Origin of the sequence: Paenibacillus medicaginis, from assembly GCF_042138635.1 — a bacterium.
Taxonomy (GTDB): domain Bacteria; phylum Bacillota; class Bacilli; order Paenibacillales; family Paenibacillaceae; genus Paenibacillus; species Paenibacillus medicaginis.
Genome location: NZ_JBHIRY010000007.1, coordinates 49,908 through 74,075, shown reverse-complemented (window position 1 = coordinate 74,075; position 24,168 = coordinate 49,908). Strand labels below are relative to the sequence as shown.

Below are 24,168 nucleotides of genomic sequence, written 5' to 3'. Positions count from 1 at the left end.
TGAATCTCCTTTCACTTGACCGACTTTTTTTCAGACAAGCTGCTCACTTTAAGCGTCTATAATTGTGCAGGTTTTCACGTGATTTTGCAGTTTAATCCCTTGCGTGTCATGACGTTGGCAGCTCAATGTCTGCAGCCAGCTGTTATCCGCCAATATAGGACATGCCGATTTTATTTCTGGTTTTGGCCGTTTGCTCCGTTCTTTCTTCGGAATACCGGTCTGCCCTCCGCTCCCACACGTCCACAATCGCATTGAGCATATGCGTGTCATCCGCTCCGGACCGCAGCAGTTTGCGCAGATCAAAACCTTGGCCTGCAAACAGGCATGTATAGAGCTTTCCGTCGGAAGACAGGCGGGCCCGGGTACAGGATGAGCAAAAGGCTTCACTTACCGAGGTGATAAAACCGACCTCTGCAGAACCATCCAGGTAACGGTAGCGCTGTGCCACCTCTCCGAAATAACTTTGGTGCACAGGCTCCAGTTCATAAGCCTTCGCGAGCAGATCCAATATCTCCTGTTTGGTTACCACACCGGCATAACTCCAGCCGTTTCCATTTCCCGCATCCATAAACTCAATAAAACGGAGCGTAACGCCCCGTTCCTTGAAATACCCCGCCATGGGTAAAATCTCGCTGTCATTTACGCCTTTTTGCACAACCATGTTGACTTTGACCGTAAAACCAAGCTTTCTGGCACACTCGATCTGCTCCAGAATGTGTGCAGGGCCCACCTCTCTGCCGTTCATCCGGCCGAAAATTCCGGGGGCCAGGGCGTCAAGGCTGATGTTCAGGCGGCGCAGCCCGGCCTCATAAAGAGGCAACGCCTGCTGTCCAAGCAGCGAGCCGTTGGTGGTTAAACCGATGTCCTCTACGCCTTCAATGGACCGGATTCTGGCTATAAATCCGGGAAGACCCGGCCGCATGAGTGGCTCTCCCCCGGTAAGACGGATTTTCTCCACCCCAAGGGAAACAAAGAGCCTGATCAGCCGCTCCATCTCCTCGAACGATAACAGCTCACACTTGGGCAAAAACGCAAAATCATGACCATACACTTCTTTTGGCATGCAATAGGTGCAGCGGAAATTACAGCGGTCCGTTACCGACAGGCGCAAATCGCGCATCGGCCGCAGCAGGCTGTCTTTTAGTGTATAGGATGTCATGCGGCCACCTTCCTTCTTTTAGAGGTAGTTCAAATAAGCTATGAATGAATTTCTTTTCCCTTCCGGTGCTGCTCGGTGATGTCGCTGAACGTTCCCACATAACGGATATCCTCGCCGCTCTCGTCCTTCACCGCACTGATGTTCAGCCACTGCAAATACTCCTCGCCGTTTTTGCGGCGGTTCCAGATGCCTCCTTGCCACATGCCGTGATTTTTGATGGCCTTCCACATTTCACCGTAAAATGCTTTCGACTGTCTGCCGGATTTCAGAATGTTCGGATTTTTGCCAATCACCTCTTCTTCCGCGTAGCCAGTAAGCTTGGAAAAGGCAGGATTGACTGCTTTGATGGTTCCCGCCACATCCGTCACCAGAATACCCTGTCCGGTCGATGCAAACACCTCAGCCGAGAGTGCCAGACGATCCTGAAAGTAGAGCCAGACAACGATCACCAGACTCGCCAAAGCTACCTGCGACAGCAGCATAAATCCGATGGAATATTGGCCTGTAAGCGAGTGAATGGCCGACAGCATCAGCGGCGGGAAGAAACCGCCCAGACCGCCCATCATGGATACAATGCCGTTCACGATGCCGGCCTGCTTGTTGAAATAAAAAGGCACCAGCTTGAAAATGACTCCGTTGCCGATTCCCGCACAAACCGCAATGGCGAGACTGCCTGCCGTATACAGCCCGATGGAAGGCGAGAAGGCAAGGAGAATGGCAGCCAATGTATAGGTGGCAAATGTGCCGATCAGCAGGAATAACGGCTGAAAGCGGTCCGCCAGCCAGCCGCCGACCGGGCGCATAAAGGTAGCCAGCGCAATAAAACCGGCGGTGCGCATCCCGGCATCGACTTTGTCCAGTTCGAAATTCGACACCAGAAAATTCGGCAGGTAGACGGTAAACGCGACGAACGAGCCGAACGTTATAAAGTAAAACAAAGAGAACAACCACATCTTTTCGTTTTTATAAACACCTTTAAGCTGTTCGATAATGGGCGTTTTGACTTTCGTTTCATGCCGGTCTCCGAAGATCAGATTTAATACGATAAATACGAGCAAAAGAATGAGATACAGCTTCACTGCCGCCGTCCACCCGATCTGTGTTGCCACAATCGGAGCCGAGAATGTGGTGATGGCTGTTCCGATGTTGCCCATGCCATAGATGCCGTTGATGAAGCCAAGCTTTTCCTTTGGGTAATACTTTGGCAGTGAAGTAACCCCGACTGAGAACACCGCCCCGCCTATGCCAAGGAATAGTCCGCCAATGATCAGATCGGCGTACGAAGACGCTTCACTTATGTAATAGACGGGAAAAAGAAGCAGAATGAAGCTGACCAGGAAAATGATTCTCGCTCCAAATATATTGGCATAATAGCCGAGCGGGATTCGCAGTACCGATCCGAGCACAACGGGGATGGCGGTGACCATCGCCAGCCTGTCGGCAGGAATGCCGATGTCCTCTTTAATGTAGGGCATAAGGGATGAAATGATGACCCACACCATGAACCCGACAACGAGGTTTAAGGATTGCAGGGGCAACTGCAGCTTTTTAACCATTTGGACTCACCTTTTCGTTATTTTTGTCGCTGAGCATTTTGGTCCTCAGTTTCTGTCCCTATTGTAGCTGGCGGAGAAAGCACCATATATAAGGGAGTTCCCTTTGCAAATTTGGGAAAACCCTAAAACTCCCCCCTCCTTTCCGGTAAAGCAAAAAACACCCTGGAAGTACACCGGATCAACAATTGTCGATCCTGTGAATTTCCAGGGTGTATCAGGATTTCAGATTAGAATTCCAGCATTTTTTTCTTTAATGCATACTCTACCAGCTCAGGGCGGCTTTTCAGGTTCAGTTTCTCCATGATTTTGGCTTTGTGGGCCTCCACCGTCTTGACCGACACAAAGATCATTTCGGCGATTTCCTTGTTACCGTAGCCTTTGGCGATCAATGGCAGGATTTCCAGCTCGCGGTTGGACAGCAGGTCGAACATGTCCGCAGGTTCAGCTGTCTTATCCTTCTTGAAAAATTCACGCACCAGCGAGGTGGCCATTTTGGGATGTATATAGGTCTCCCCCCGGTAAATGGTGCGAACGGCCAGCAGCAGCTCTTCATCCGGCGCATTTTTCAATACATAACCAGAAGCGCCGTTTTTGAGCACATGAAACAGATATTCCTCATCATCATGCATCGTCAGGATCAGAATTTTGGTGTCCGGGTATTCCTCCTTGATCTTGCCGGTGGCGATCAGTCCGCTTTCTCCTGGAGGCATGCTGAGATCCATAATGAGCACGTCCGGCCGCAGCTTCGCCACCAGGGAATAGGCCTCCAGGCCGTCAGCCGCCCCGCCGATGACCTCCATGTCCTCCTGAAAATTCAGGATCATGGAGAAGCCGCTCCGTACGATCGCATGGTCATCCGCAATGACTATTTTTATCAAGTGTTATTCCTCCCCTTCGCCCTGACCGACCGGAACCTGCAGAAAAATCCTTGTGCCTTTCCCAAGCTCCGAAAATACACTGAAGCTGCCTCCGACCAGTTCAGCCCGCTCCTGCATGCCATATAACCCGAGTCCGGTGCCGATCGGCTCGCCTTGCAGCTCAAAGCCGGCTCCTTCATCTTCAATGACCAATTGCAGGTTGCGACCGATCTCGGTTATAGTAACAGTCACGCTGTCCACATGCGCATATTTTAACGCATTTAATACAGCTTCCTGACAGACCCGGTAAATAACGGTCTCCACTTCACTGCCATAGCGCTTCCGGGACAGATGAGATGCAAAATTAATGACAAGCCCGTAGCTTTGTTCAATCCGCTTGAAATACGTGCGGAAAGCAGCCTCCAGCCCCAGATCATCCAGGGCGGCCGGGCGCAGCTCCACGGACAGATTGCGGATATCATCAAGCAGCCTCATCATGGAAGCCTCGGTGTGCTTCACTTTTTTGAGCACCTGCTCATCATTCGTCACATATTTGAGTACCCTCATATCAACGACGGCGCTCATCAGCTCCTGCGCCACACTGTCATGCAGCTCGCGGGAAATCCGTTTGCGCTCATTCTCCTGCGCTTCAATCACGTGTTTCATCATTTTATTTTGAAAGAATCTTTCCTGGGTCTGGAACTGTCTTGTCAAATCCCTCAGCATAAACACACGGACGCCATTCTCCCGATCAACGGTATGGAAGGAAGCGGCATAAGGCACGACCCCTTTTCCCTTCGTTTCCATATAGACCTGGAAAGACGAGAATTCCTCACTTTCCGGCATGCTGAAAAAGCAATCCAGGCAGGTACGATTCTCCGTCTCGCTTGTGTAGCCCCGGCAGGTCCCGCATAGAGCCCGATCTGCCCCTTGGTGAAGCTGCATGATCACCTCATCACCGACAATTTTCTCGGCGGCCGGGTTCATCGCGAGGGTCTTTCCTTCCTTATTGAAAAAGAAGATCGCTTCAATACTGTTTTCAAACAGCTTCATCATCATCGGAATGATCTGGCCTGTCTCTGCTTGTGTTGTCAATTGGCCATCAGTTCCTTCCCGTTTAAATCTCCGAATCCGCCCCGTGCATATTCCACCATGGATTTAAGCATTTCCTCCGTTACACGCCGTTCCTCGCCGCGAAAGCCGCCCAGCAGCACTCCCGCTACGCGGGCGTCATTCCATAACGGCACGGCCCAGAGGCTCCTCAGCTTTTCCGACTGTACTATCGGGTAATTAAACAGACTTTCCAAACCCAACTGTTGATGAACGGATGGAATTAACAGCGGCTTCCCTGTTTTGAATACGATTCCCGCTATCCCCTTGCCGGATTGCAGCACAATGCGCCGGAAGCGGTCATTCAGGTTGCCTGAGGCGTATTTCCATTTGATCACATAATGGTACTCTTCGGATTCCACAAGAGAAAGAGCCATGAAATCGTAACCGAATGCTTCGCGGACCTGGTCAAGCTTCCGTTGATAATCCACCTTATTATTCATCAGCCTTATCTCCTAATTTAATCTTCATCAAACTGTTTGCATAAGCTGGAACAGCGGGCCAAGCCCGCTTTTCTAGTTAGATCTATGTCTTCTATAAAGAATATAACTTCTGCTAATATAATTCAATGGAACGCTCCACACATGCACCAGGCGGGTGAACGGCCAGAAAGCGAAAATGGTAAAACCCGCAAGCGCGTGCAGCTTGAAGGACAGCGGCACTTCCCGCATCAGGGAGGCATCCGGACTGAATACAAACAGGCCGCGGAACCAGATCGAGATCGTCTCCCGGTAATCAAACTCAGGCTGTACGGCATTGGTAACAAGCGTAGCGTACATGCCCATAAAAACAATCAGCAGCAACAAGGCGTTGACGGCCAAGTCGGAGGCCGAGCTTAAACGGCGCACATTACGGAGGGTGAAACGGCGCCAGGTAAGAATCAACATGCCCAGAAGCGTGATGATTCCAAAAAAGCCCCCCACATAAACCGCGCCAATATGGTATAGATGATCATCTACACCAAGCGCCCGCATCCACGATTTCGGGATGCCAAGTCCCGCAACATGCCCCATGATAACCGGGATAATTCCGAGATGGAACAGCAGGCTCCCGGCCATCAATTGCTTTTTCTCAATAAATTCACTCGATTTCGCCGTCCAATTGAATTGATCGGTTCGATAGCGGAAAATATGTCCGACGATAAATACAACCAAACATACATAAGGGTAAATCACCCATAAAAATTGTTCAAGCATCGCCATTAACGGGCCTCCTCCTGTCTCACACTCGCTTTAAGCGTTTCACGGAGCCCCTTTACCAGATGAAAGTAGGGACTGTGCTTGTTCTCCAAGGCCTTGAGTAAATGATAGGTGCCATCCTCAAGGATGGCGATCAGCATCCGGAAATTGTCAGGTGCTTGCGGATTCGCCATCCACTCGGCGGCATACAGAAACTCGCACATCAGCGGAAGATAGTCGGGCAGTTCCTCCTCCGGCATTTCAAGGCCAAACATTTCATAAAGTATTTTCAATTTGGCCAGCATTTGTCCCCGCTCTTTGGAGTCCTCATATTTAAAATACGTCATATAAAGTGCACAATCTTTATTGAAGTCGAAGGTGGAAGTGTACATTTCCTGAATTTCTTCCAAGCTGAGTTCCTGCATAAGGGACCAATAAGCACGAGCGTGCGTATAAGCCGGATTTCCGGGGAGGAAGGACCTCTCCAGGAAATCCGGATGAAAATCCGTCTTGTCAGGATACATCAGCTGACGGGAGAAAAAACCGAAGGACGGCTTAAGATCATAGAGTGTTTTTACATCAATCACGCCATATCCCTCCGTAAAAATTCTCCTCGTACATTTGCTTGCCCGTCTTTTCCGTTCCGGTGCTCATCGGATTGATGGCCGCACATCCGCTGCAGCCGCTTCCCGCCACCGGACCTCCTAGCGTATCGCCATAACCGGCTGCGCCCTGCGCCCGATACGGATCCATATGGGCTTCTTTATGTGAAGTTGGAATGACAAACCGATCCTCATACTTGGCGATGGCGAGCAGCCGGTACATCTGCTCCGTCTGGCGGGCCGTCATGCCCAGCCGCTCAAGCCGGCTCTGATCAAACTCCTGTCCGGTCGAATGGGAGCGCATGTAGGACCGCATCATGGCCATCCGCTGCAAGGCCTCCTTCACCGCCTGCGTATCCCCTGCCGTGAGCATATTAGCCAGGTATTGGATCGGCGTGCGCATCTCTTCTATGGCCGGAAAAATTAAGTCAGGATTGCTGATGGAATCCTTGCCTTCAAAGTAGTTCATAATCGGGCTGAGTGGCGGCACATACCAGACCATGGGGAGCGTGCGGTATTCAGGATGAAGCGGGAACGCCAGCTTATACTCGATCGCCAGCTTATACACCGGTGAATTCTGGGCCGCTTCAATCCAGTCCGTCGTTATGCCGTCTCTCTTCGCCTGAGCGATGATTTCCGGATCATGCGGGTCCAGAAACAGGTCAAGTTGCGCTTTATACAGATCCTTCTCATCCTCTACCGAAGCGGCTTCCTGCACCCGGTCGGCATCATACAGCAGAACGCCGAGATAACGGATTCTGCCTGTACACGTCTCCGAGCAAACCGTCGGCAGACCGGCTTCGATACGCGGGAAACAGAAGGTGCATTTCTCCGCCTTGTTGGTTTGCCAGTTGAAATATACTTTTTTGTAAGGACAGCCTGTCATGCAGTATCTCCAACCCCGGCACGCCTCCTGGTCGACGAGGACAATGCCGTCCTCGTCCCGCTTGTACATAGCACCGGACGGGCAGGAAGCCACGCATCCCGGATTCAGGCAGTGCTCACATAACCGTGGCAGGTACATCATGAACGATTTCTCGAAATTGAATTTAATTTCTTCTTCAATCTTCTGAATATTCGGGTCCTGCGGTCCTGTGACATGCGCACCTGCCAAGTCATCCTCCCAGTTTGGTCCCCAATCCAGCTCCATTTTCTCGCCCGTCACGGCGGAATGGGCCCGCGCCACCGGCGAATGCTTCTGCTCCTTCGCTGTCGTCAGATGCTCATAGTTATAAGTCCATGGCTCATAATAATCCTTCATTTCAGGCATATCAGGGTTATAAAAGATTTTACCGAGCGCTACCTTGGACAGCTTGCTGCCGGATTTCAGCTCCAATTTTCCCTTTTTGAGCTGCCAGCCTCCCTTATAGACCTCCTGATCCTCCCACCGTTTGGGATAACCGATGCCCGGCTTGGTCTCCACGTTGTTGAACCACATATACTCCGCACCTTTACGGTTCGTCCAGGTCGTTTTGCAGGTAACGCTGCAGGTATGACAGCCGATGCATTTATCCAGGTTCAACACCATTGCGATTTGTGCTTTAATTTTCAAGCCAGTTGACCTCCTTCATTTTACGGACCGCCACGTAGACATCACGCTGGTTGCCGATCGGGCCGTAATAGTTGAACCCGTAGCTGAGCTGGGCATAACCGCCGACCATCTGGGTCGGCTTCAGGTGAATCCGGGTGGGCGCATTGTGGCTGCCGCCGCGCGTATCCGTGATTTCGGAGCCAGGCACCTGAATATGTTTGTCCTGGGCGTGGTACATGAACATAGTGCCACGTGGCATCCGGTGGCTGACCACCGCCCGTGCTGTCACCACGCCGTTCCGGTTGTATACTTCCACCCAGTCGTTATCTGCAAGCCCGTGGGCCTGTGCATCCTCGTTGTTGATCCATACGACCGGTCCCCCACGGAACAGGGTCAGCATGTGCTGGTTGTCCTGGTAGGTGGAGTGAATATTCCATTTGCCATGCGGAGTCAAATACCGCAGCACCAACGAGTCCTGCCCGCCCTTGATTTCTTTGTCACGCGGGCCGAATACCATCGGTGGAAGAGTCGGCTTGTATACCGGCAGCGCTTCCCCAAACTGTTGGAAGATTTCGTGGTCAATATAGAAGTGCTGTCTTCCGGTCAGCGTCCGGAACGGCACAAGCCGTTCAATATTTGTCGTAAACGGTGAGTAGCGGCGCCCCTGCTTGTTCGAGCCGCTGAACACCGGTGTCGGGATCACTTCACGCGGCTGTGCCGTAATGCTGTGGAACGTGATTTTTTCGGCTGCCCGGTCGGCGGAAATATCCTTGAGCGGTACACCGGAATCCTTCTCCGCCTGCTCATAGGCTTTTTGCGACACGCGTCCATTCGTCGCGGAGGACAAATGAAGAATCGTATCCACTGCCTGACGGGCCGTCTCCAGCTTCGGCAGTCCGCTTTTAATGGATTCGTCATCATGGGTGCCGTTTATCCGTTTCAGTTCCTCATATTCGTCTGCAACGGAGAAGCTGATGCCGTGGGCCCCTATTTTTCCTTTCGCCAGATTCGGGCCTAGCGAAGTGTATTTATCGTAAATTTTGGTATAATCGCGCTCTACAATACTGAAGTTCGGCATCGTTTTACCCGGTACCGCTTCAATCTCTCCTTTCGCCCAGTCCTTTACAGCTCCGAGCGGCTGTGCAATTTCGCCGACTGAGTCATGGCCAAGTGGGGATGCCACCAGGTCCTTGTAAACTCCAGGTAAATGCGTTTCTGCCATCTCCGAGAAAACCTTGGCCAGCGAGCGGTAAATATCCCAGTCCGACCGTGACTCCCACAACGGATTAACCGCCGGGTTGAACGGATGCACGAAGGGATGCATGTCGGTGGAAGACAGGTCCGTTTTTTCGTACCAGGTAGCCGCAGGCAGTACAATATCCGCATAGAGCGGGGTTGTCGTCATGCGGAAATCAAGGGCAACCAGCAGATCAAGCTTGCCTTCGACATCTTCACGCCACACGATCTCTTCCGGCTTCTGCTCCTCATTCGGACGGGCCAACAGCGCATCAGATGCGCCGAGCAAATGCTTCATGAAATATTCCTGCCCCTTCGCCGAGCTGGAAATCAGATTCGAGCGCCAGACGAACAGTGAACGCGGGTAGTTCTGCTGAGCACCGGGGTCCTCCACGGCAAAACGGGTAGTACGGTCTTTGATCTGCTCCACAGCGTGGGCAATGATTTCTTCATTCGTCTTTTTCCCCTGCTGTGCCGCCTCTTCCGCGAACATCAGACTGTTTTTGTCGAACTGCGGATATGAAGGCAACCAGCCCAGTCTTGCGGCAAGCACATTGTAATCGGCCGGATGCTGGTAGCGGACTTCTCCGCCCGTCGGTGATTTCAGCGTGTCCGTGCCGCTTTCTTCATAACGCCATTGCTCTGTCGCAAAATAAAAGAAGGAGGTTGCATTCTGCTGACGGGCAGCTCCCTGCCAGTCCTTCGCAAAGGCCACAGCTGACCAGCCTTCGATCGGACGGCATTTCTCCTGTCCGACATAATGGGCCCAGCCGCCGCCGTTTACTCCTTGAGAGGCAGTCAGCACGACCAGATTCAATACGGCACGGTAGATGGTATCGCTGTTGAACCAGTGATTGATACCCGCCCCCATAATAATCATGGAACGGCCCCCTGTATCGATGGCATTCTGCGCAAATTCACGGGCGATCTGCACAACCACGGACGCCTTCACACCAGTGATTTTCTCCTGCCAGGCGGGGGTGTAATGGGATGCTTCATCATCATAGCCTTTGCTGTTTAACGGGCTATCGATGCGCGCCACTCCGTACTGGCTCATCATCAGATCGTACACGGTCGCCGCATACCGCTCCGTTCCGTCCGCCATTTGTATCTTCATGACAGGAATCATTCGTTTGAACGTCCCATTGCCGGTATTGTCAAAGTACGGGAACACGATTTCCAGCCACTGCTCTCCATGTCCCTCAACTGTAAGCGCGGGCTCAACCTTCGTTCCGTCCTCATGCTCCAAAATCAGATTCCACTTCTTGTCCTGCTCCCAGCGCTGTCCCATTGTGCCGTTCGGAACCATGCATTCATCAGCAGCCTCATCATAGATGACCGGCTTCCAATCCGCATGCGGCGAAGTTTCCCCGAGATCACTTGCGCGCAGGAAGCGTCCGCCTTTCCAGACGTCCTCATACGGATCAAGCAAAATCAGAAACGGCATATCCGTATACTGCTTGGCATAGTTGATAAACATCGGTTCTTTGCGTATATGATAGAACTCATCCAGAATGACATGTGTCATGGCCTGGGCCAGTGCCGCATCCGTACCGGGATTAGGGGCGAGCCAGTTGTCGGCAAACTTTACGTTCTCCGCATGATCCGGCGCCACTGACACCACCTTGGTTCCCTTATACCGTACCTCGGTCATAAAGTGAGCGTCAGGTGTCCGTGTCAACGGCACATTGGAGCCCCACATGATTAGGTAACCGGCGTTGTACCAGTCCGAGGACTCCGGTACATCCGTCTGCTCGCCCCAGATTTGTGGAGAAGCTGGCGGCAGGTCGGCATACCAGTCATAAAAGCTCAGCATTTCCCCGCCAAGCAGGGAGATAAAGCGGGCACCGGATGCATAGCTGACCATCGACATCGCCGGAATGGGCGTGAAGCCGGCAATGCGGTCAGGCCCGTATTTACGGATGGTATAGATTAATTGCGCCGAAATCAGGTGCAGCGCATCTTCCCATTTGACACGGATGTGGCCGCCTTTGCCACGTGCTGATTTGTAAAACTGTGCTTTCTTCGGATCTTCGACAATGCTCGCCCATGCATCTACCGGGTTGTCATTTTCGGCCAGCGCAGCCTGCCAGAGACGCCACAGCTTGCCGCGCATATATGGAAATTTCACGCGCAGCGGGCTGTATTCGTACCAGGAGAACGACGCTCCCCGCGGGCAGCCGCGCGGCTCAAACTCAGGCATGTCAGCACCGCAGGACGGGTAATCGATTTGTTGATTTTCCCACGTAATAATGCCGTTTTTCACAAAAACCTTCCAGCTGCAGGATCCGGTACAGTTGACGCCATGTGTCGTACGGACCACTTTGTCGTGGGACCAGCGCTGGCGGTATACATTCTCCCATTCTCTATTTTTTTCTTCCAGAATGGACCAGCTATCAGAATAGCTTTCGACAGGTTTGAAGAAGTTGAGATGTTTTTTTCTCATCAAGTCCGAACTCTCCTTTGCGGAATACAAGAAACTTATAATGATTCCATTGTTGATTCACTCGATTACTGCCATTATCCCTTTCTCCCGCTCCCGTTCCCATTAGGGAATATCCTAAAGCGGACAGGGAAATCCCTCATTCTGCGAAATAAGCTATCAACAGCGCATTTCATTTTGCTGCACAAAAAAGACAGATTGTAATTTATGAGTTCCCCGCCTGCATAACGGTACAAGCGAACTACATATCTTTTTATTGAGGAATGTCCTATTGGGGGGGAATGTCATTGTCAGGTGCATTTGTGGCCCGGTCACTTGACGAAATCCGTTTCTGGTCCCGGGTGATAAAGGAACACGCTTTGTTTCTGCGGTTGGGTTTTAGGTGTGAGGACACGCAATTAATCCATGAGGCTCAGCAGTATCAAGCTATTTTTGAGGACATTGAAAGAAGATCTAATGAGTTCGCTTTAAGTACCGCACGATGCAATCATTGATGAGAATATTTTCTTTCTGAAAATAATGGCAGACCACGCAAAGTTCATCGGTCATTTGCTTGATCCTTCTGAGCAGAAACTGGTTGAACAGGCAAGGGAGTTTAGTAATGATTTTGATACTCTCATGTATCAAGCAATTGATTTAAGTTCAATGCGTCCGCAATCACAAACCATTCCTTTGCTGAGCCAATTTGTTGACGAGAATCGGGTATCTGTAAAATCCCTGCGGGATTTCAAAAAAACAGCACGTGATTTAATTGAGGAATGCCGTATAAAAAGCATTATCCACCCTTTATTAGCAGACCATGTATTCCGGGAAGCAGAGCGTTTTCTGTTTATTCTGGAGATGTTTGAGAGGTCCTTGTCGGGCATGAAGGTAAACAAAAGAGAAATCTTGTTTTGATTAACCATGAGAATGGAGGATTTATGATGGAAATACCAGTTAAAGGGATACTGTTTTGCATGAACAGATCCAACTTCGACTCGGAATATGATCACAAATCCAGGCATGATCAGAGGTCCCAGCACGATCATAAGCTAGTTATCACCTCGTGGGATGGAAGGCTAGTGAACATGCATGTTCATCCCATGGCCGGAAAAACCTCTTTTGACGTGGGGCATTACCACCAGTATGCAGGGACAACGGAACCGGCTCCCAGCGGAGTCCCCCATGTTCACCACTATAATATAGAAACCACTTTCAATGACCAGCATGTTCATTTGCTAAGAGGAACTACAGGTCCCGCCATTCCTTTGCCAAGCGGCGGGCACTACCACTATTTTGAGGGTTATACCACCGTGAACGGCAGAATTCCGCACACCCATAGCTATCAAGGCAGAACTGGAAATGAAGTCTAAAAGCCGCAATTCGCATCAGCCTGGCTTTCATATTTTGCCCCTTCATGCGGTCCTCGATCATGACTTCAAGGAAAAATAAACAAGCTGACGCCGGTTGGGTACCGACGTCAGCTTGCAACTTAGTTTTTTTAAGCTTAATTAATATTCAACTCCATGAATCCATTGCAATTTTGAATACTGCTTCATGGGGATTCCGGTTGTATCAAACAAACTTTTATCATCAACATATTTATGCTCATAAGCAACAGAATATTGTTGTGTTTTGATCCCTTTATATTCAGAGTAAGCTTCCAATTTAACAGGCAACCCGGTAGCTTTGTCGATCTGGACATATTCATTTATAACCACTTTACTTCCTTCTGGCTGGATATCGTCTTCCAGCAAATTCTGACCGGAAAGCTTGATCAGCTTCTTCCCGTCCTTCGATTCCAGCAGCCCTTCATTTTTCCACCCTGTTTTGGCAAACTCAGCTTTGCTGTCGGCAAAGGATGTCCATGTGTCAACACTCTGCTTTTCCTTTTCTGTCAGCTTGTAGTATTTTCCGCTTACAGCCTTCCCGTTTTTATCTCTTGAAACCTCTACCCATTTCGTTCCGTTTTCTTTTAAGTACTGACTTATTGGATGGACTGTTCCATCCTCTTCTTTGGCCATCATGTCGATCCTTTTGTCATGAGTTACAGGATCTACCCACGTTTCCACAACCGCATTCACACTGCCGTCATCAAGGTAAGAAATCTCCTTGGTATATTCAATACGGCCTTGGGTTTCTTTGTTTGCAGACTGGATTCCTCCAGCCTCTTTGTTTGCGGACTGAGTTCCTGCAGTTGCAGGTTGTGTTGCCATTGCAAATGCTGCAGTTGAAGTAAGCGCCAGTGATGCCATGATTGTGGATGCGATCAATACTCTTTTCATTTCAGTGATCTCCTTATAAGTAATTCAATTTTTAATCAGATACTTTATATTCAAGATACAGATACGGCCGTTCTGTAATATTACTTTATCAAGTGATTGCATCCTAGACTTATCATAATTCCATCATTTTAGCATCATTTTTTCGTTTTTATTGAAAAGACCAGGAGATGGTGAAGCTTTTTTTGTCTTTGGCGATGAGAAATGAATATACAACCGTTTGGCTGCCATCGGTATAATCATGTATTAATGCCCTGGACATGCCGGATGTTTGATCATCAACGGGATAATCCTGATCCGCCCCCTCTGACATACTGTTCAAAGGAGGGAACGGCCTGTTATCATTGCTATAACCGCCTTCAGGTAATTTCCTGGCATGATCTGATTGCTCAAGGGAAAGCCCTAAATAGTCTCGCCAATGAAGGTATGCATTGTCATAATCCATGACCAGGGGCTTGACGGTCGAATCAATATTCAGCTCGTAAATTTTATTGGTGTCCGCGTCCATCGTAAAAGAGATCCGATACGAGTTGGAGTACATTGTCATGACATAATAATTCACGACCAGGTCCGGCCTCGACGTATCAAAGCTGGTAAATGAGGATCCCTGAAATCCCTCACTTACGTCGTCTTCCAGATTAGGAAGCAGCTTTTTTTCTCTCAATGTCTGCAATTGGGCATAACATATAGCGTTAAGCTTTTCCAGGTCGGCTGCTGATAATTGCGCGTTCTGGACGACCACAATGTCTTTGGAATGAACACGTTTATCATAGAGAACGCGCAGTTTATCGATTACACTATACTGTGTGGAAGGATTGCTTGCTTGAGCTTCAATTTTCTGCAAATGAATTTGTCCCAGCAGTTGCTGATCATTGACTTTGGAAAGCAGCAATGGAAATACTGCAGCAAATACCATCAATGAAATGAGTAAAAGAAATAGGGTTATAATTTTAAATTTTTTCATTTTCCATATATCTCCTTAAAACGAATATATACGGAAGTCCCGCAGCCAGAAACGCTTTCAAAATCCATGTCAGCATGATGCAATTCGATAATCTGCGAACATAGGGTCAGCCCCAGGCCTGCACCGCCCTCTGCTCTGGATCGCGATTGATCCACCATATAAAAGGCTTCTGTGATTCTGGATAGCTCCTCCGGCTCCATCCCTTTACCATTGTCCGTAACGATGATGTTATATCCCTCGTTCTCCATTTTACCCAGTAAACGGATACACCCCTTAGTCTCTATGGATTTTCTTGCGTTATCCAGCAGATTGAGACAAACCGTTTTCATTAAATCAGGCTCTATGAACAAATCCGCTTCATCCGCCTCCATGACCAGTTCTATCCCTTCACGCTTGAGTATAGGTGAAATCACACTTTGCACGGATTCAAATAAATGAGACGCAGGAACCCTTTTCATGTTGAATTGCTGTTTTTTTAATACGATCAGATCCATTAATTTGAGCGAAAGGGCTTCCAGCCTTCTTCCTTCCTGAAAAATATGATTGGTATACAGAATCATCTGCTCCTGTTCAACTTTTCTCGAACGAAGCATATCTGCGTAACCGATAATCGAGGTCATTGGTGTCTTTAACTCATGGGCAAAGCTTGCAATAAAATTTTCCTGGCGCCGTGCAGCATCTTCCAACTCCGCTACCATATGCTCCAGGCTCTTGGACATATGGCTGAAAGCCTTGCCAAGCAAACCGATTTCATCATTACTGTCCTGGAAAGCCGGAAGTTTGAAATCCCCTTCAGCAATGCTCATGGTTGCCCTTGCAAGTGTTTTGATGGGTTTAGTCAGCCAGTAAGCAACAAACAAAATCAGAATAAAGCTCAACCCAATCATGCCAAAAATCAAGCCGTAAAAAATCTGGTATTGATTTTCCCTGCTTTTAAATATAGAGGTAATGTCCCGGTAGGTTTCCAGATAAAAGGTTTCTCCGTCAGACACAATCGTGCTGGCAACCCTGATGAAATACCGGTCGCCTAGCGGCACCACTTCATAACCTTGGGTATTACTATCCACCCTTTTGATCAACTCATTGTCAAATCCCGAAGTTCCGGTTGTATGGATGGTTTGATAATTACTGTTGCTAATCCGGAATGGTACGGTCCCATTGGAAGTGCTTACGGTAATGGTCTGTAAGGCGCTTTTAATCAGGACATCCTGCAGTTGACGCTGCTCCGATTTCGAAACAGCTTCATCGGTATGAGATGCGGCGGCATTTTGGTATGTTTTCGAAAGCTCTTTGTCCAGGGATGCCCGCAGAATATCATTTTCTTTGAAAGAATAGCCTATTTCCTGCTTTAAAGCAGATTGAAAAAGCGTGTTGATCATAATTGAGCTGCCCAGGCTGAACATAAACAAAGTAATAATGCTTGTACTGAAAAAAAACTTCCAAAAGAGCTTCATGAGTTCACCACAAAACGGTAGCCAACTTTGTAGACCGCAATAATTTTATCTTCCCATCCTATCTTTTTTCGCAGCCTCTGCACGTGCAAGTCAACGGTGCGGCTGTCTCCCATATAATCATCACCCCATATTTTTTCATAGATTTGTTCCCGGAAAAGGGCAATGTTTTTACTGCGAACAAAGAGCAACAGCAGCTCATACTCTTTCAATGTTAGTGTAATCGTGTCCTCTCCCCTGGTAACAATGCGGGAAAGGGTATCGATAGAGATATCAGCAATTTCCAAATAGCGATCATTTTTTTTATTACGGCGTAAAACACTTTCGACACGGGCCAGCAGCTCAATAATCTCAAAGGGTTTGCCCAGATAATCGTCTGCCCCCAGCTTCAGCCCCTTTACTCTCTCCTCCACGCCCGCTTTAGCTGTAATAAAAATAACGGGAATATCCCGTGGTTTGATATATTCAAGCAGCTCGTATCCATTGATCACAGGCAGCATAATATCAAGCAAAATCAAGTCATAGCTGTTGTGCTCAATCAGCTCTGCAGCCTGTCCCCCATCAAAGGCACAACTACAGTGGTAGCCGGCATCTGTAAGATTTATTTTAATGAGGTCGGATATGTTTTTTTCATCTTCAACAATCAGTATATTAATCATGCTTTCCTTTCTTCCGAATCCAATTTTGTTAAGTGTTGATGTTGCATCCATTGATTATACTTGAAAAATGCATCAAAATTGCATCAGCAGCAATCGGATATGTCATCCAACTTTTGTCACTTTCATATCGTTGACAAAATCAAAAGCTGAATATATAGTGTAGACATCTACACAAATCAAAGGAGAATTTTATGCACAGCATTTTCGATACGTACCCCTATAGTCTATACATTAAACATATCGCGCAAAAGGTTCGGGAAATCCTTGACCAGCTGCTGAAGAATCATGGCTTGAATAGCTCACAAGCGATTCTTCTGTCACATATTCATCAATCCATAGAAGAGAATGTGGAGGTCAACCGCAAGTTTCTGGAGAAAACAATGGCTTTAAGCGGTCCGTCTGTGACAAACCTGTTGAACGGTCTGGAGAAATCCGGATTTATCATACGCAGCAGTAACCCTGCCGACGGACGCAATCTCCGTGTTGAGATCACAGCCAAAGCCAAACAATTTCTTGATGAGAGGAGTGATGCCTTTTCGAAATCGGAAGAATTGATCACTGAAGGGATGTCGGATGCCGAGAAGGCTATGTTTGCGTCTTTACTGACCCGTGCTTTTGAAAATGTTGAAAAGCACCTGTCAAAAAGATGAATTTGTTATGTGCATGTTTATTTTTTTCAACAAACATGTAGACGACTACGTAATATCGTGAAAAAGGGTTCGGTAGGACATTGTAAAACATAATGAGAGGATGTTGTTATCATGATTATCGTTACCGGAGCCAGCGGGAAATTGGGTGGGGCAGTAGTAGAGCAGTTGCTTAAGCGCGTGCCTGCCGGACAGATCGGTGTCAGCGTGCGCGATCCGCATCAGGCACAGAAGCTTCAGGAACTTGGAGTTCGTGTCCGTCAGGGTGATTTTGACGATGCCGAGAGTCTGTATCACGCCTTTGAAGGGGCATCACAGGTTCTCATCGTTTCGTCAGGCACCCTGGGTGAGGCTGGTATCAGGCAGCATCAAACAGCGATTGACACGGCAAAGAAGGCAGGGGCTAGCCGGGTGTTATACACAAGTCACATGGGCTCTTCCCCGACTTCGCACTTCGCTCCCATGATTCACCATGATGCTACCGAAAAACTGCTGCAAGCATCAGGTATGGCTTTCACGTCCCTCCGTAATGGTTTCTATATCGCTTCGGCACTAATGTTGATCGGTGGAGCTTTACAAACAGGGGAACTGATCGCTCCTGAGGACGGTCCGGTTGCCTGGACAGCCCATTCTGACTTGGCCGAAGCTATTGCGGCGATTATATATGAGCAGAAATTTGATGGCCTAACTCCCAATCTTACCGCATCCGAAGCCATAGATATGGGAGACATTGCGACAATCGCTTCCGAGGTTCTGGGGCGGACTATCCGCCGAATCGTTGTGTCTGACGAAGAATTTAGGGAGCATATGCTGTCTCAAGGCGTGCCAGAAGCGAGTATAAATATGCGGTTAGGTGTGTTTCGGGCCAGCCGTCAGGGTGATTTCTCAGAAGTCGATCCTTCTCTGGCTAATTTGATCGGTCGCCCCCCAATGAGTTTGAGAGAGGTTCTGAGAGAGTTGATTTCTCAACAAGGCTGATTGCGCGTAAACATGCCAATAGGGCATCCAGTGAGGATGCCCTATTGCTGTCATGATCCATTGACAACCTGGATGTTATTGATAAAGCCATCTTCTGGTGTAAATATCGGGGTAAACTTTTTACTCTTCACATCATATTCGTATAACCCACGTTTATTTTTTACAATAGCAATGGTATAGATCTTGTTGCCCTCACTTGAGTAATTAGCATCACCTCTTTGTAATCTTGCCGCTTCCCATTGGCTCACATCGGTTGAACGATCAGCAAGTTCAAAATCAATCACAGTAGACGGGCCTCGGTTATATTCCTTATCAGAAAAAGCAATGACGTGACCATCTTTATGCATCAGCATCCGAATCCAGTAATTCTTACTAAAAAGCTTTCTCTTCTCTTTTAAATCAAAGTCTGTCTCATATACCGTATGAGTTGGCATTTTAAAATTATTTTGCCCAGCCGGTCCGTCCTGGTGTGCAAGACTATAATTTCTCTGCTTTAAGGAATACGCAGAAGCATAGATTTTTTTATTTTTGTGATCCACTGTAATGGCTTCTATGAGTGTATCTTGATCTCCCCAAAGTGTCATTTTTCTGGTTTTGAGATTGATCGATCCTAGTCTTATCGCCTGTTCTCCTTTAATATTAGCAACAAAAAACAACTGATCTCCTGATGGAATCACATAATTGACGGCAAACAAATTATCAGTAAGCTGAGTGCTATTATTGCTGCTTAAATCTCTAACAAAGATTTGATCTCCGTATTCCTGATCAGTGCCTACTCTTTGTGTGTAATAAACTAACTGATTCGCTTTATCATAATAGCCCAAAGGATATTGAGCTGTATAATCGAATTCAAAAATCTTCTCCGTTTTTTTTGTAGAAGTATCATAACTTAAAACCTGCGTTTTTACTTCTCCATTTTCATTGGTCGTTGCATATTCCGAGTAAGACATGGTAATGTAATCTGCTGCAGGCTTTGTTATTTTCACGTCTGAATTAGCATCAGGATTGTTATTTTGAATGTTTTTTTCTTCTGAAATGACTTCTTTAGACGAGCATGCGACCAGTAGTACAACTATCAGCAATAAAGATATCAGGATTTTTAATTGTTTCTTCAAGTCACTCTCTCCTCAATTCCCAGGTTCTATAATCAAGTATGCCTATGGCAGAAAGCCATAGGCATACTTATTAAACTAAAATCGATAATAGTATCTACCTGGGAAGGATAGCGAGTCACTATACGTATAACCGAATTGTTGACTACTCCATCCCCAGAAATAATTATCTAATACTGCATCAGGAAGAGATCCAATATCATTTTTATATACGGTTTTCGAAATATCCGTATCTAGAGCTCTTGCTGTTATCGGAGTATTGTGTACTGGATTATCGATTTGCCGTTTAGTAGCAACGTCACCCGCACCAAGCGTTTTACCACTCGATCCTACTGTTCCGGAGCCACCAACACCCGCCCGGAAAACGGTAAATCTACCTTCTCCCGTCACTGCACCTGCTGAGATAGTTATTTGTTGTCCATTTCCATATGAGTATGTATCTGCAGGCAAACGTCCTGGATAAGGAACAGTAGTCGTTGGAATTGTTGCCGATATAGCTTGCTTAGAAGCTATACTTTCATCCACATATACACGATTGATACGTCCGTCAGTACCATACATAACAGCTATTCCTGGAGCTGGCTTAGGCAGATCCCATCCAAGGTCAACAACAGGCCGATCCTTAACAGATTCTGCTACAGATTTAAAAAACTCATCCTCTGCAGCTCTTCCCTCAATATCTGGCACTTCTTCTTGCCCTAAACCCTTCAAACCTTGCTGTTCGTCAGCATGCTCCTCGGCACTTGTGTCATAGGTTACAATTGGCTCCAGGTCTGCATCATAAGTAAGAATTGCTCTGGGTTCAAAAGTGGTAGGAATTTGGTGTTTGATCGTATCAAGGTCAAGCAGTACATCTTGCGATACCTCGCTATTCGCAAGAGAATCCTCGGCAGCACTTGCCACTAAAGTGGATGACAAAAATAAAGCAGCAGAGAGACTTAGAGTTACCCATTTAAAAGTTGGCTTGGACGATTTCATGCTTTCTTGCCTCCTAATCAGTAGTAATTTTTTAGCAGTTACGTGAGAGAAATAACGCTTTTTATTACTTCTGCTGTTACAATCTAAGGTGCAAGAAATTTTGATCCCTCCTTTCATCTATCCAACAATAGTAATTATATAACAATAAAAATGAGATTTCGTTACATTTTTTTTCATAATTGCGGGTTATTATGTGGTTAATTTCTATTTTCTATAGATATTCGTCGTTGTATAGCAGCATTTTTATCTTACCAGAAGCCGGTAAAGTCCCACCTTTAACCTTCCTCAGTCATAAAGAAAAAAACTCCTACAAATAATCATCTTTAAATCCATGATTATCTATAGAAGTTTATCTTCATTTATCTATACTCAGTTTTTTTTTATCCATCCACTGAAAATGGAAGCTTCCTTCGCGGTCTGTGCGCTGGAAGGTATGGGCTCCGAAGTAGTCACGCTGCGCTTGAAGCAGATTTGCTGGCAGACGCTCGGAACGGTAGCTGTCATAATAAGACAAAGCGGATGCAAAAGCAGGGACCGGAATGCCTCTCGTTACCGCAATCGCTACAACTTTTCTCCATGCTTCCTGATAGCTTTCAATTATTCCGCCGAAGTAATCGTCCAGGAACAGGTTTTTCAGCTCAGGGTTGCGGTCGTACGCATCCTTGATGTTTTGCAGGAATCTGGCGCGGATGATGCAGCCGCCACGGAAGATCATCGCAATTTTGCCATAGTCAAGGTTCCAGTTATATTCTTCGGAAGCGGCTCTCATTTGTGCAAAGCCTTGGGCATAGGAAGCGATTTTGCTCGCATACAGCGCTTTACGGACTGCCTCGATAAGTTCGTTGGCATCGCCGTCAAAGCTTGCCGTAGCCGGGCCGTTCAGCTTTTTGCTTGCTGCCACACGCTCTTCCTTCATGGCCGAGATGAAGCGGGAGAATACGGATTCCGTAATAATGGAGAGCGGTACGCCAAGATCAAGGGAGCTTTGGTTGGTCCATTTGCCCGTACCTTTTGGCCTGCGGAATCGAGGATCACATCGACCATCGGTTTACCTGTTACAGGGTCTGTCATGGAGAAAATGTCAGCCGTAATTTCGATCAGGTAGCTGTCCAACTCACCTTTGTTCCATTCGGAGAAAATCTCATGCAGTTCGCTGGTGCTTACATTCAACACATCCTTCAGGATGTGGTACGCTTCGCCGATGAAATAGTTGGTATTTGCTTTTTAATTGAATCCAGATCAATGCATGTTTCTAGTTTCCCTAATTCCATTTATATACGTTATGCTTTTATTCGCTTAGCCTTGCAGCTCGGACAGCCGGATGCCGCGATGCTCGCGCGCCGACTGGTTAGCCGCTTCCATGAGCTTGGTCAGTTCAACGGCATAAGCCACATTCTCATCAGCCGTGGTATCTTGCTGAATATGACTAATCCATTGCTCAAACGCACTCTCCCGTGGTCCTGGAACCGGAAGTTCTACCCAAGCATCCTTATATTCTTCTTTCCGCGAAGTACGGATCAACAGCTTTTCATCCGGCGTTCCGTAGAGAATCGAACCTTCCGTTCCATGAATTTCGACACTGAATGGAGAGAAGTTGTTCACGAACCCCGCTTCAACAATTCCGATTGCACCCGATGGCGTCGACAGCGTTGCAACGGCGTTATCCTCTACTTCTTTTCCCGTAACATAGCCAAACTCCGCCTTCACTTCCTCCACATCCTGCTGCAGGAACAGCCTTGTCAAATACATCGGATGGCAGCCCAGATCAATCAAAGCACCGCCCAGGCAATCTTCCAGCTTGTAGAAAGAGGATGGCAGCCAGCCCGCTGTCGCCCCGTTATGGGATAAGCGGACTCTCACCTGAGTGACCTGGCCGAGCAGCTCCTGATCCAGAATGTCGCGAATCGCCAGTGTGTAGCCGTCGTTCAGCCTTGGCAGTGACACGGTCAACTTCACCTTGTTACAATCCACGGCATCCAATATTTCGTTCACTTCATGCAGCGTCGGCGCCAGCACCTTTTCGGTAAAAATATGCTTGCCTGCGGCAGCCGCCTTCAACATCACATCGCGGTGCATATAGGTTGGAGCATCCACAATGACCGCATCGATGTCATCCTGCGCGAGCATTTCATCCAAAGAAGCATAAAACGGCACACCTTGCTGATCTGCAGCTTCTTTACCCCGCTCCTGATTTTCATCCCAAACCGCTACGATTTCGGCATCAGAATGCGCCCCCGCCTGCTTGGTGTAATCCCATGCATGAACATGCCAATAGCTAATTTTTCCGATTCTGATCATTTCCCGCCACCTCTTCAAAATAGACCGTTTTCCCCGTTCGCGCCGACTCGTAGATCGCTTCCAACACTTCCGTTACAACAAGCGCCTGTTCCGGTTTCACCATCGGTTCTGTACCGGATAGGATACTCTCGATCCAAAGTCTGCACTCGCGGGCTGCTTGGCTTTCCGATTTCCCGTCAAAATATGCGACTCCTCCCGTATTCAGTTCAGGCAGTTTCGTATACAGATGACCAAACTCTTCCCCGTTGATCCGCAACCCGTCGCGCATATCAGCACCAGCCTCGGTTCCGCACAACGTAGATTTGGCCTCGTCTACGTCCAGCGTGTTCAGCGCCCAACTGGATTCCAGCACAACGGTTGCGCCGTTTTCCATCGTAATGAAACCAAATGCCGAATCTTCGACGGTAAACCTCTCCGGATCCCATGGACCGAATGCATTCGCAGCGTCTTTTTTGCCGCCGAGTTTATGGTACACATTCCCGACAACGCTTTTCACCTTATAGTTGTCCATCAGCCACAAGGTCAAATCAAGCGCATGGGTGCCGATGTCGATCAGCGGGCCACCCCCCTGTTCCTCTTCGTTCAAGAATACGCCCCAAGTCGGTACGGCACGTCTGCGGATCGCATGGGCTTTGGCAAAATAAATATCGCCCAAATCGCCGCGTTCTGCTATTTTTTTCAGCAGCAGCGAATCCGGCCGGTAGCGGTTGTCATAGCCGATGGTGAGCTTTTTGCCTGTGCGTTTCGCGGTTTCCAGCATCGCTCTGGCTTCTTTGGCCGTTTTAGCCATAGGTTTTTCGCACATGACGTGTTTTCCAGCTTCCAAGGCATCGATCGTAATAAAGGAGTGGGATTTGTTAGGTGTGCACACATGAATCAAATCGATGCTCTCATCTTTAAGCAATTCTTTATAATCCGTATATATGGCGATATCCTCCCGGCCGATTTTGCGGGCTGATTCGATTGCGCGCTCCTCGATAATATCGCAGAATGCCACCAATTCGACGTTTTTCTGGGCACTCAGACTTGGTATATGTTTGCCGTTAGCGATTCCGCCGCAGCCGATAATGCCGACACGTAATATTTTTTGTTTCTGTATAGTCATTGGCTTGGTCATCTCCTTGGTTTTCATTGTTCTTCTGTGAAGG

General features: G+C 48.1%; 20 protein-coding genes and 2 pseudogenes. 4 read left to right on the top strand and 18 right to left on the bottom strand.

Going from position 1 to position 24,168, the window contains the following annotated elements; genetic code table 11:
- Positions 1-142 precede the first annotated feature (142 nt).
- From moaA to ACE5LO_RS09590, 9 genes are all read right to left on the bottom strand, one after another.
- On the bottom strand, positions 143-1,159 hold the full coding sequence (moaA, locus tag ACE5LO_RS09630; RefSeq protein WP_375519803.1) for a GTP 3',8-cyclase MoaA: 1,017 nt from the start codon (positions 1,157-1,159) through the stop codon (positions 143-145).
- Positions 1,160-1,197: 38 nt separating this feature from the next.
- Positions 1,198-2,715, bottom strand: a complete 1,518-nt coding sequence (locus ACE5LO_RS09625; protein WP_375519802.1) for a nitrate/nitrite transporter — start codon at positions 2,713-2,715, stop codon at positions 1,198-1,200.
- A gap of 227 nt (positions 2,716-2,942) precedes the next feature.
- On the bottom strand, positions 2,943-3,590 hold the full coding sequence (locus tag ACE5LO_RS09620) for a response regulator transcription factor (RefSeq protein ID WP_375519934.1): 648 nt from the start codon (positions 3,588-3,590) through the stop codon (positions 2,943-2,945).
- A gap of 6 nt (positions 3,591-3,596) precedes the next feature.
- Positions 3,597-4,628, bottom strand: coding sequence for a sensor histidine kinase (locus ACE5LO_RS09615; RefSeq protein ID WP_375519933.1), 1,032 nt, complete (start codon positions 4,626-4,628; stop codon positions 3,597-3,599).
- Between the two features lie 35 nt (positions 4,629-4,663).
- Positions 4,664-5,125: a GAF domain-containing protein gene (locus tag ACE5LO_RS09610; protein ID WP_375519801.1), complete on the bottom strand. Its 462-nt coding sequence runs from the start codon at positions 5,123-5,125 to the stop codon at positions 4,664-4,666.
- 72 nt (positions 5,126-5,197) lie between these two features.
- Entirely contained in the window at positions 5,198-5,884 is a 687-nt protein-coding gene (gene narI, locus ACE5LO_RS09605; RefSeq protein ID WP_375519800.1) for a respiratory nitrate reductase subunit gamma, read from the bottom strand.
- Entirely contained in the window at positions 5,884-6,447 is a 564-nt protein-coding gene (gene narJ / locus ACE5LO_RS09600) for a nitrate reductase molybdenum cofactor assembly chaperone (RefSeq protein WP_375519799.1), read from the bottom strand. The genes narI and narJ overlap by 1 nt, the downstream gene beginning before the upstream one ends.
- On the bottom strand, positions 6,440-8,014 hold the full coding sequence (narH, locus tag ACE5LO_RS09595; RefSeq protein WP_375519798.1) for a nitrate reductase subunit beta: 1,575 nt from the start codon (positions 8,012-8,014) through the stop codon (positions 6,440-6,442). Before narH ends, narJ begins: the two co-directional genes overlap by 8 nt.
- Complete coding sequence (locus tag ACE5LO_RS09590; protein WP_375519932.1) at positions 8,004-11,675, bottom strand: nitrate reductase subunit alpha; 3,672 nt, start codon at positions 11,673-11,675, stop codon at positions 8,004-8,006. The genes narH and ACE5LO_RS09590 overlap by 11 nt, the downstream gene beginning before the upstream one ends.
- A gap of 278 nt (positions 11,676-11,953) precedes the next feature.
- Between ACE5LO_RS09590 and ACE5LO_RS09585 the strand changes: the two are divergent.
- Positions 11,954-12,569 (top strand): annotated as a pseudogene (locus tag ACE5LO_RS09585) (DUF2935 domain-containing protein).
- A gap of 26 nt (positions 12,570-12,595) precedes the next feature.
- The gene (locus ACE5LO_RS09580; RefSeq protein WP_375519931.1) at positions 12,596-13,024 is read left to right on the top strand and encodes a YmaF family protein; all 429 of its coding nucleotides are present in this window, start codon (positions 12,596-12,598) and stop codon (positions 13,022-13,024) included.
- 138 nt (positions 13,025-13,162) lie between these two features.
- Here ACE5LO_RS09580 and ACE5LO_RS09575 read toward each other — a convergent pair whose 3' ends face one another.
- The 4 genes from ACE5LO_RS09575 to ACE5LO_RS09560 all read right to left on the bottom strand — a co-directional run bounded on the left by ACE5LO_RS09575 (position 13,163) and on the right by ACE5LO_RS09560 (position 17,007).
- Positions 13,163-13,936, bottom strand: a complete 774-nt coding sequence (locus tag ACE5LO_RS09575) for a hypothetical protein (protein WP_375519797.1) — start codon at positions 13,934-13,936, stop codon at positions 13,163-13,165.
- Between the two features lie 148 nt (positions 13,937-14,084).
- The gene (locus ACE5LO_RS09570; RefSeq protein ID WP_375519796.1) at positions 14,085-14,897 is read right to left on the bottom strand and encodes a hypothetical protein; all 813 of its coding nucleotides are present in this window, start codon (positions 14,895-14,897) and stop codon (positions 14,085-14,087) included.
- The gene (locus ACE5LO_RS09565; RefSeq protein WP_375519795.1) at positions 14,894-16,351 is read right to left on the bottom strand and encodes a sensor histidine kinase; all 1,458 of its coding nucleotides are present in this window, start codon (positions 16,349-16,351) and stop codon (positions 14,894-14,896) included. Before ACE5LO_RS09565 ends, ACE5LO_RS09570 begins: the two co-directional genes overlap by 4 nt.
- Complete coding sequence (locus ACE5LO_RS09560) at positions 16,348-17,007, bottom strand: response regulator transcription factor (RefSeq protein WP_375519794.1); 660 nt, start codon at positions 17,005-17,007, stop codon at positions 16,348-16,350. Before ACE5LO_RS09560 ends, ACE5LO_RS09565 begins: the two co-directional genes overlap by 4 nt.
- A gap of 191 nt (positions 17,008-17,198) precedes the next feature.
- Between ACE5LO_RS09560 and ACE5LO_RS09555 the strand changes: the two genes are divergently transcribed.
- Positions 17,199-17,657 carry a MarR family winged helix-turn-helix transcriptional regulator gene (locus ACE5LO_RS09555; RefSeq protein WP_375519793.1) on the top strand — a complete coding sequence of 153 codons (459 nt, stop codon included), beginning with the start codon at positions 17,199-17,201 and terminating at the stop codon, positions 17,655-17,657.
- 111 nt (positions 17,658-17,768) lie between these two features.
- Entirely contained in the window at positions 17,769-18,632 is an 864-nt protein-coding gene (locus ACE5LO_RS09550) for an SDR family oxidoreductase (RefSeq protein ID WP_375519792.1), read from the top strand.
- Positions 18,633-18,682: 50 nt separating this feature from the next.
- Here the strand turns inward: ACE5LO_RS09550 and ACE5LO_RS09545 are convergent, their stop codons facing one another.
- The 5 genes and pseudogenes from ACE5LO_RS09545 to ACE5LO_RS09525 all read right to left on the bottom strand — a co-directional run bounded on the left by ACE5LO_RS09545 (position 18,683) and on the right by ACE5LO_RS09525 (position 24,125).
- A complete protein-coding gene (locus tag ACE5LO_RS09545) occupies positions 18,683-19,747 on the bottom strand; it encodes a hypothetical protein (RefSeq protein ID WP_375519791.1) in 1,065 nt (354 codons plus the stop codon).
- Between the two features lie 75 nt (positions 19,748-19,822).
- Complete coding sequence (locus ACE5LO_RS09540) at positions 19,823-20,722, bottom strand: hypothetical protein (protein ID WP_375519790.1); 900 nt, start codon at positions 20,720-20,722, stop codon at positions 19,823-19,825.
- A gap of 355 nt (positions 20,723-21,077) precedes the next feature.
- A pseudogene (locus tag ACE5LO_RS09535) lies at positions 21,078-21,925 on the bottom strand (NADP(+)-dependent, decarboxylating phosphogluconate dehydrogenase); the annotation flags it as partial.
- A gap of 93 nt (positions 21,926-22,018) precedes the next feature.
- Positions 22,019-23,020 carry a Gfo/Idh/MocA family protein gene (locus tag ACE5LO_RS09530; protein WP_375519789.1) on the bottom strand — a complete coding sequence of 334 codons (1,002 nt, stop codon included), beginning with the start codon at positions 23,018-23,020 and terminating at the stop codon, positions 22,019-22,021.
- Positions 22,998-24,125, bottom strand: a complete 1,128-nt coding sequence (locus ACE5LO_RS09525; protein ID WP_375519788.1) for a Gfo/Idh/MocA family protein — start codon at positions 24,123-24,125, stop codon at positions 22,998-23,000. Before ACE5LO_RS09525 ends, ACE5LO_RS09530 begins: the two co-directional genes overlap by 23 nt.
- Positions 24,126-24,168 lie beyond the last annotated feature (43 nt).

Coding starts and splice junctions, on each gene's coding strand:
- moaA (WP_375519803.1), bottom strand. CDS start 1,159: ATGACATCCTATACACTAAAAGACAGCCTGCTGCGGCCGATGCGCGAT.
- ACE5LO_RS09625 (WP_375519802.1), bottom strand. CDS start 2,715: ATGGTTAAAAAGCTGCAGTTGCCCCTGCAATCCTTAAACCTCGTTGTC.
- ACE5LO_RS09615 (WP_375519933.1), bottom strand. CDS start 4,628: ATGATGAAGCTGTTTGAAAACAGTATTGAAGCGATCTTCTTTTTCAAT.
- ACE5LO_RS09610 (WP_375519801.1), bottom strand. CDS start 5,125: ATGAATAATAAGGTGGATTATCAACGGAAGCTTGACCAGGTCCGCGAA.
- narI (WP_375519800.1), bottom strand. CDS start 5,884: ATGGCGATGCTTGAACAATTTTTATGGGTGATTTACCCTTATGTATGT.
- ACE5LO_RS09590 (WP_375519932.1), bottom strand. CDS start 11,675: ATGAGAAAAAAACATCTCAACTTCTTCAAACCTGTCGAAAGCTATTCT.
- ACE5LO_RS09580 (WP_375519931.1), top strand. CDS start 12,596: ATGGAAATACCAGTTAAAGGGATACTGTTTTGCATGAACAGATCCAAC.
- ACE5LO_RS09575 (WP_375519797.1), bottom strand. CDS start 13,936: ATGAAAAGAGTATTGATCGCATCCACAATCATGGCATCACTGGCGCTT.
- ACE5LO_RS09570 (WP_375519796.1), bottom strand. CDS start 14,897: ATGAAAAAATTTAAAATTATAACCCTATTTCTTTTACTCATTTCATTG.
- ACE5LO_RS09565 (WP_375519795.1), bottom strand. CDS start 16,351: ATGAAGCTCTTTTGGAAGTTTTTTTTCAGTACAAGCATTATTACTTTG.
- ACE5LO_RS09560 (WP_375519794.1), bottom strand. CDS start 17,007: ATGATTAATATACTGATTGTTGAAGATGAAAAAAACATATCCGACCTC.
- ACE5LO_RS09555 (WP_375519793.1), top strand. CDS start 17,199: ATGCACAGCATTTTCGATACGTACCCCTATAGTCTATACATTAAACAT.
- ACE5LO_RS09550 (WP_375519792.1), top strand. CDS start 17,769: ATGATTATCGTTACCGGAGCCAGCGGGAAATTGGGTGGGGCAGTAGTA.
- ACE5LO_RS09540 (WP_375519790.1), bottom strand. CDS start 20,722: ATGAAATCGTCCAAGCCAACTTTTAAATGGGTAACTCTAAGTCTCTCT.
- ACE5LO_RS09530 (WP_375519789.1), bottom strand. CDS start 23,020: ATGATCAGAATCGGAAAAATTAGCTATTGGCATGTTCATGCATGGGAT.
- ACE5LO_RS09525 (WP_375519788.1), bottom strand. CDS start 24,125: ATGACTATACAGAAACAAAAAATATTACGTGTCGGCATTATCGGCTGC.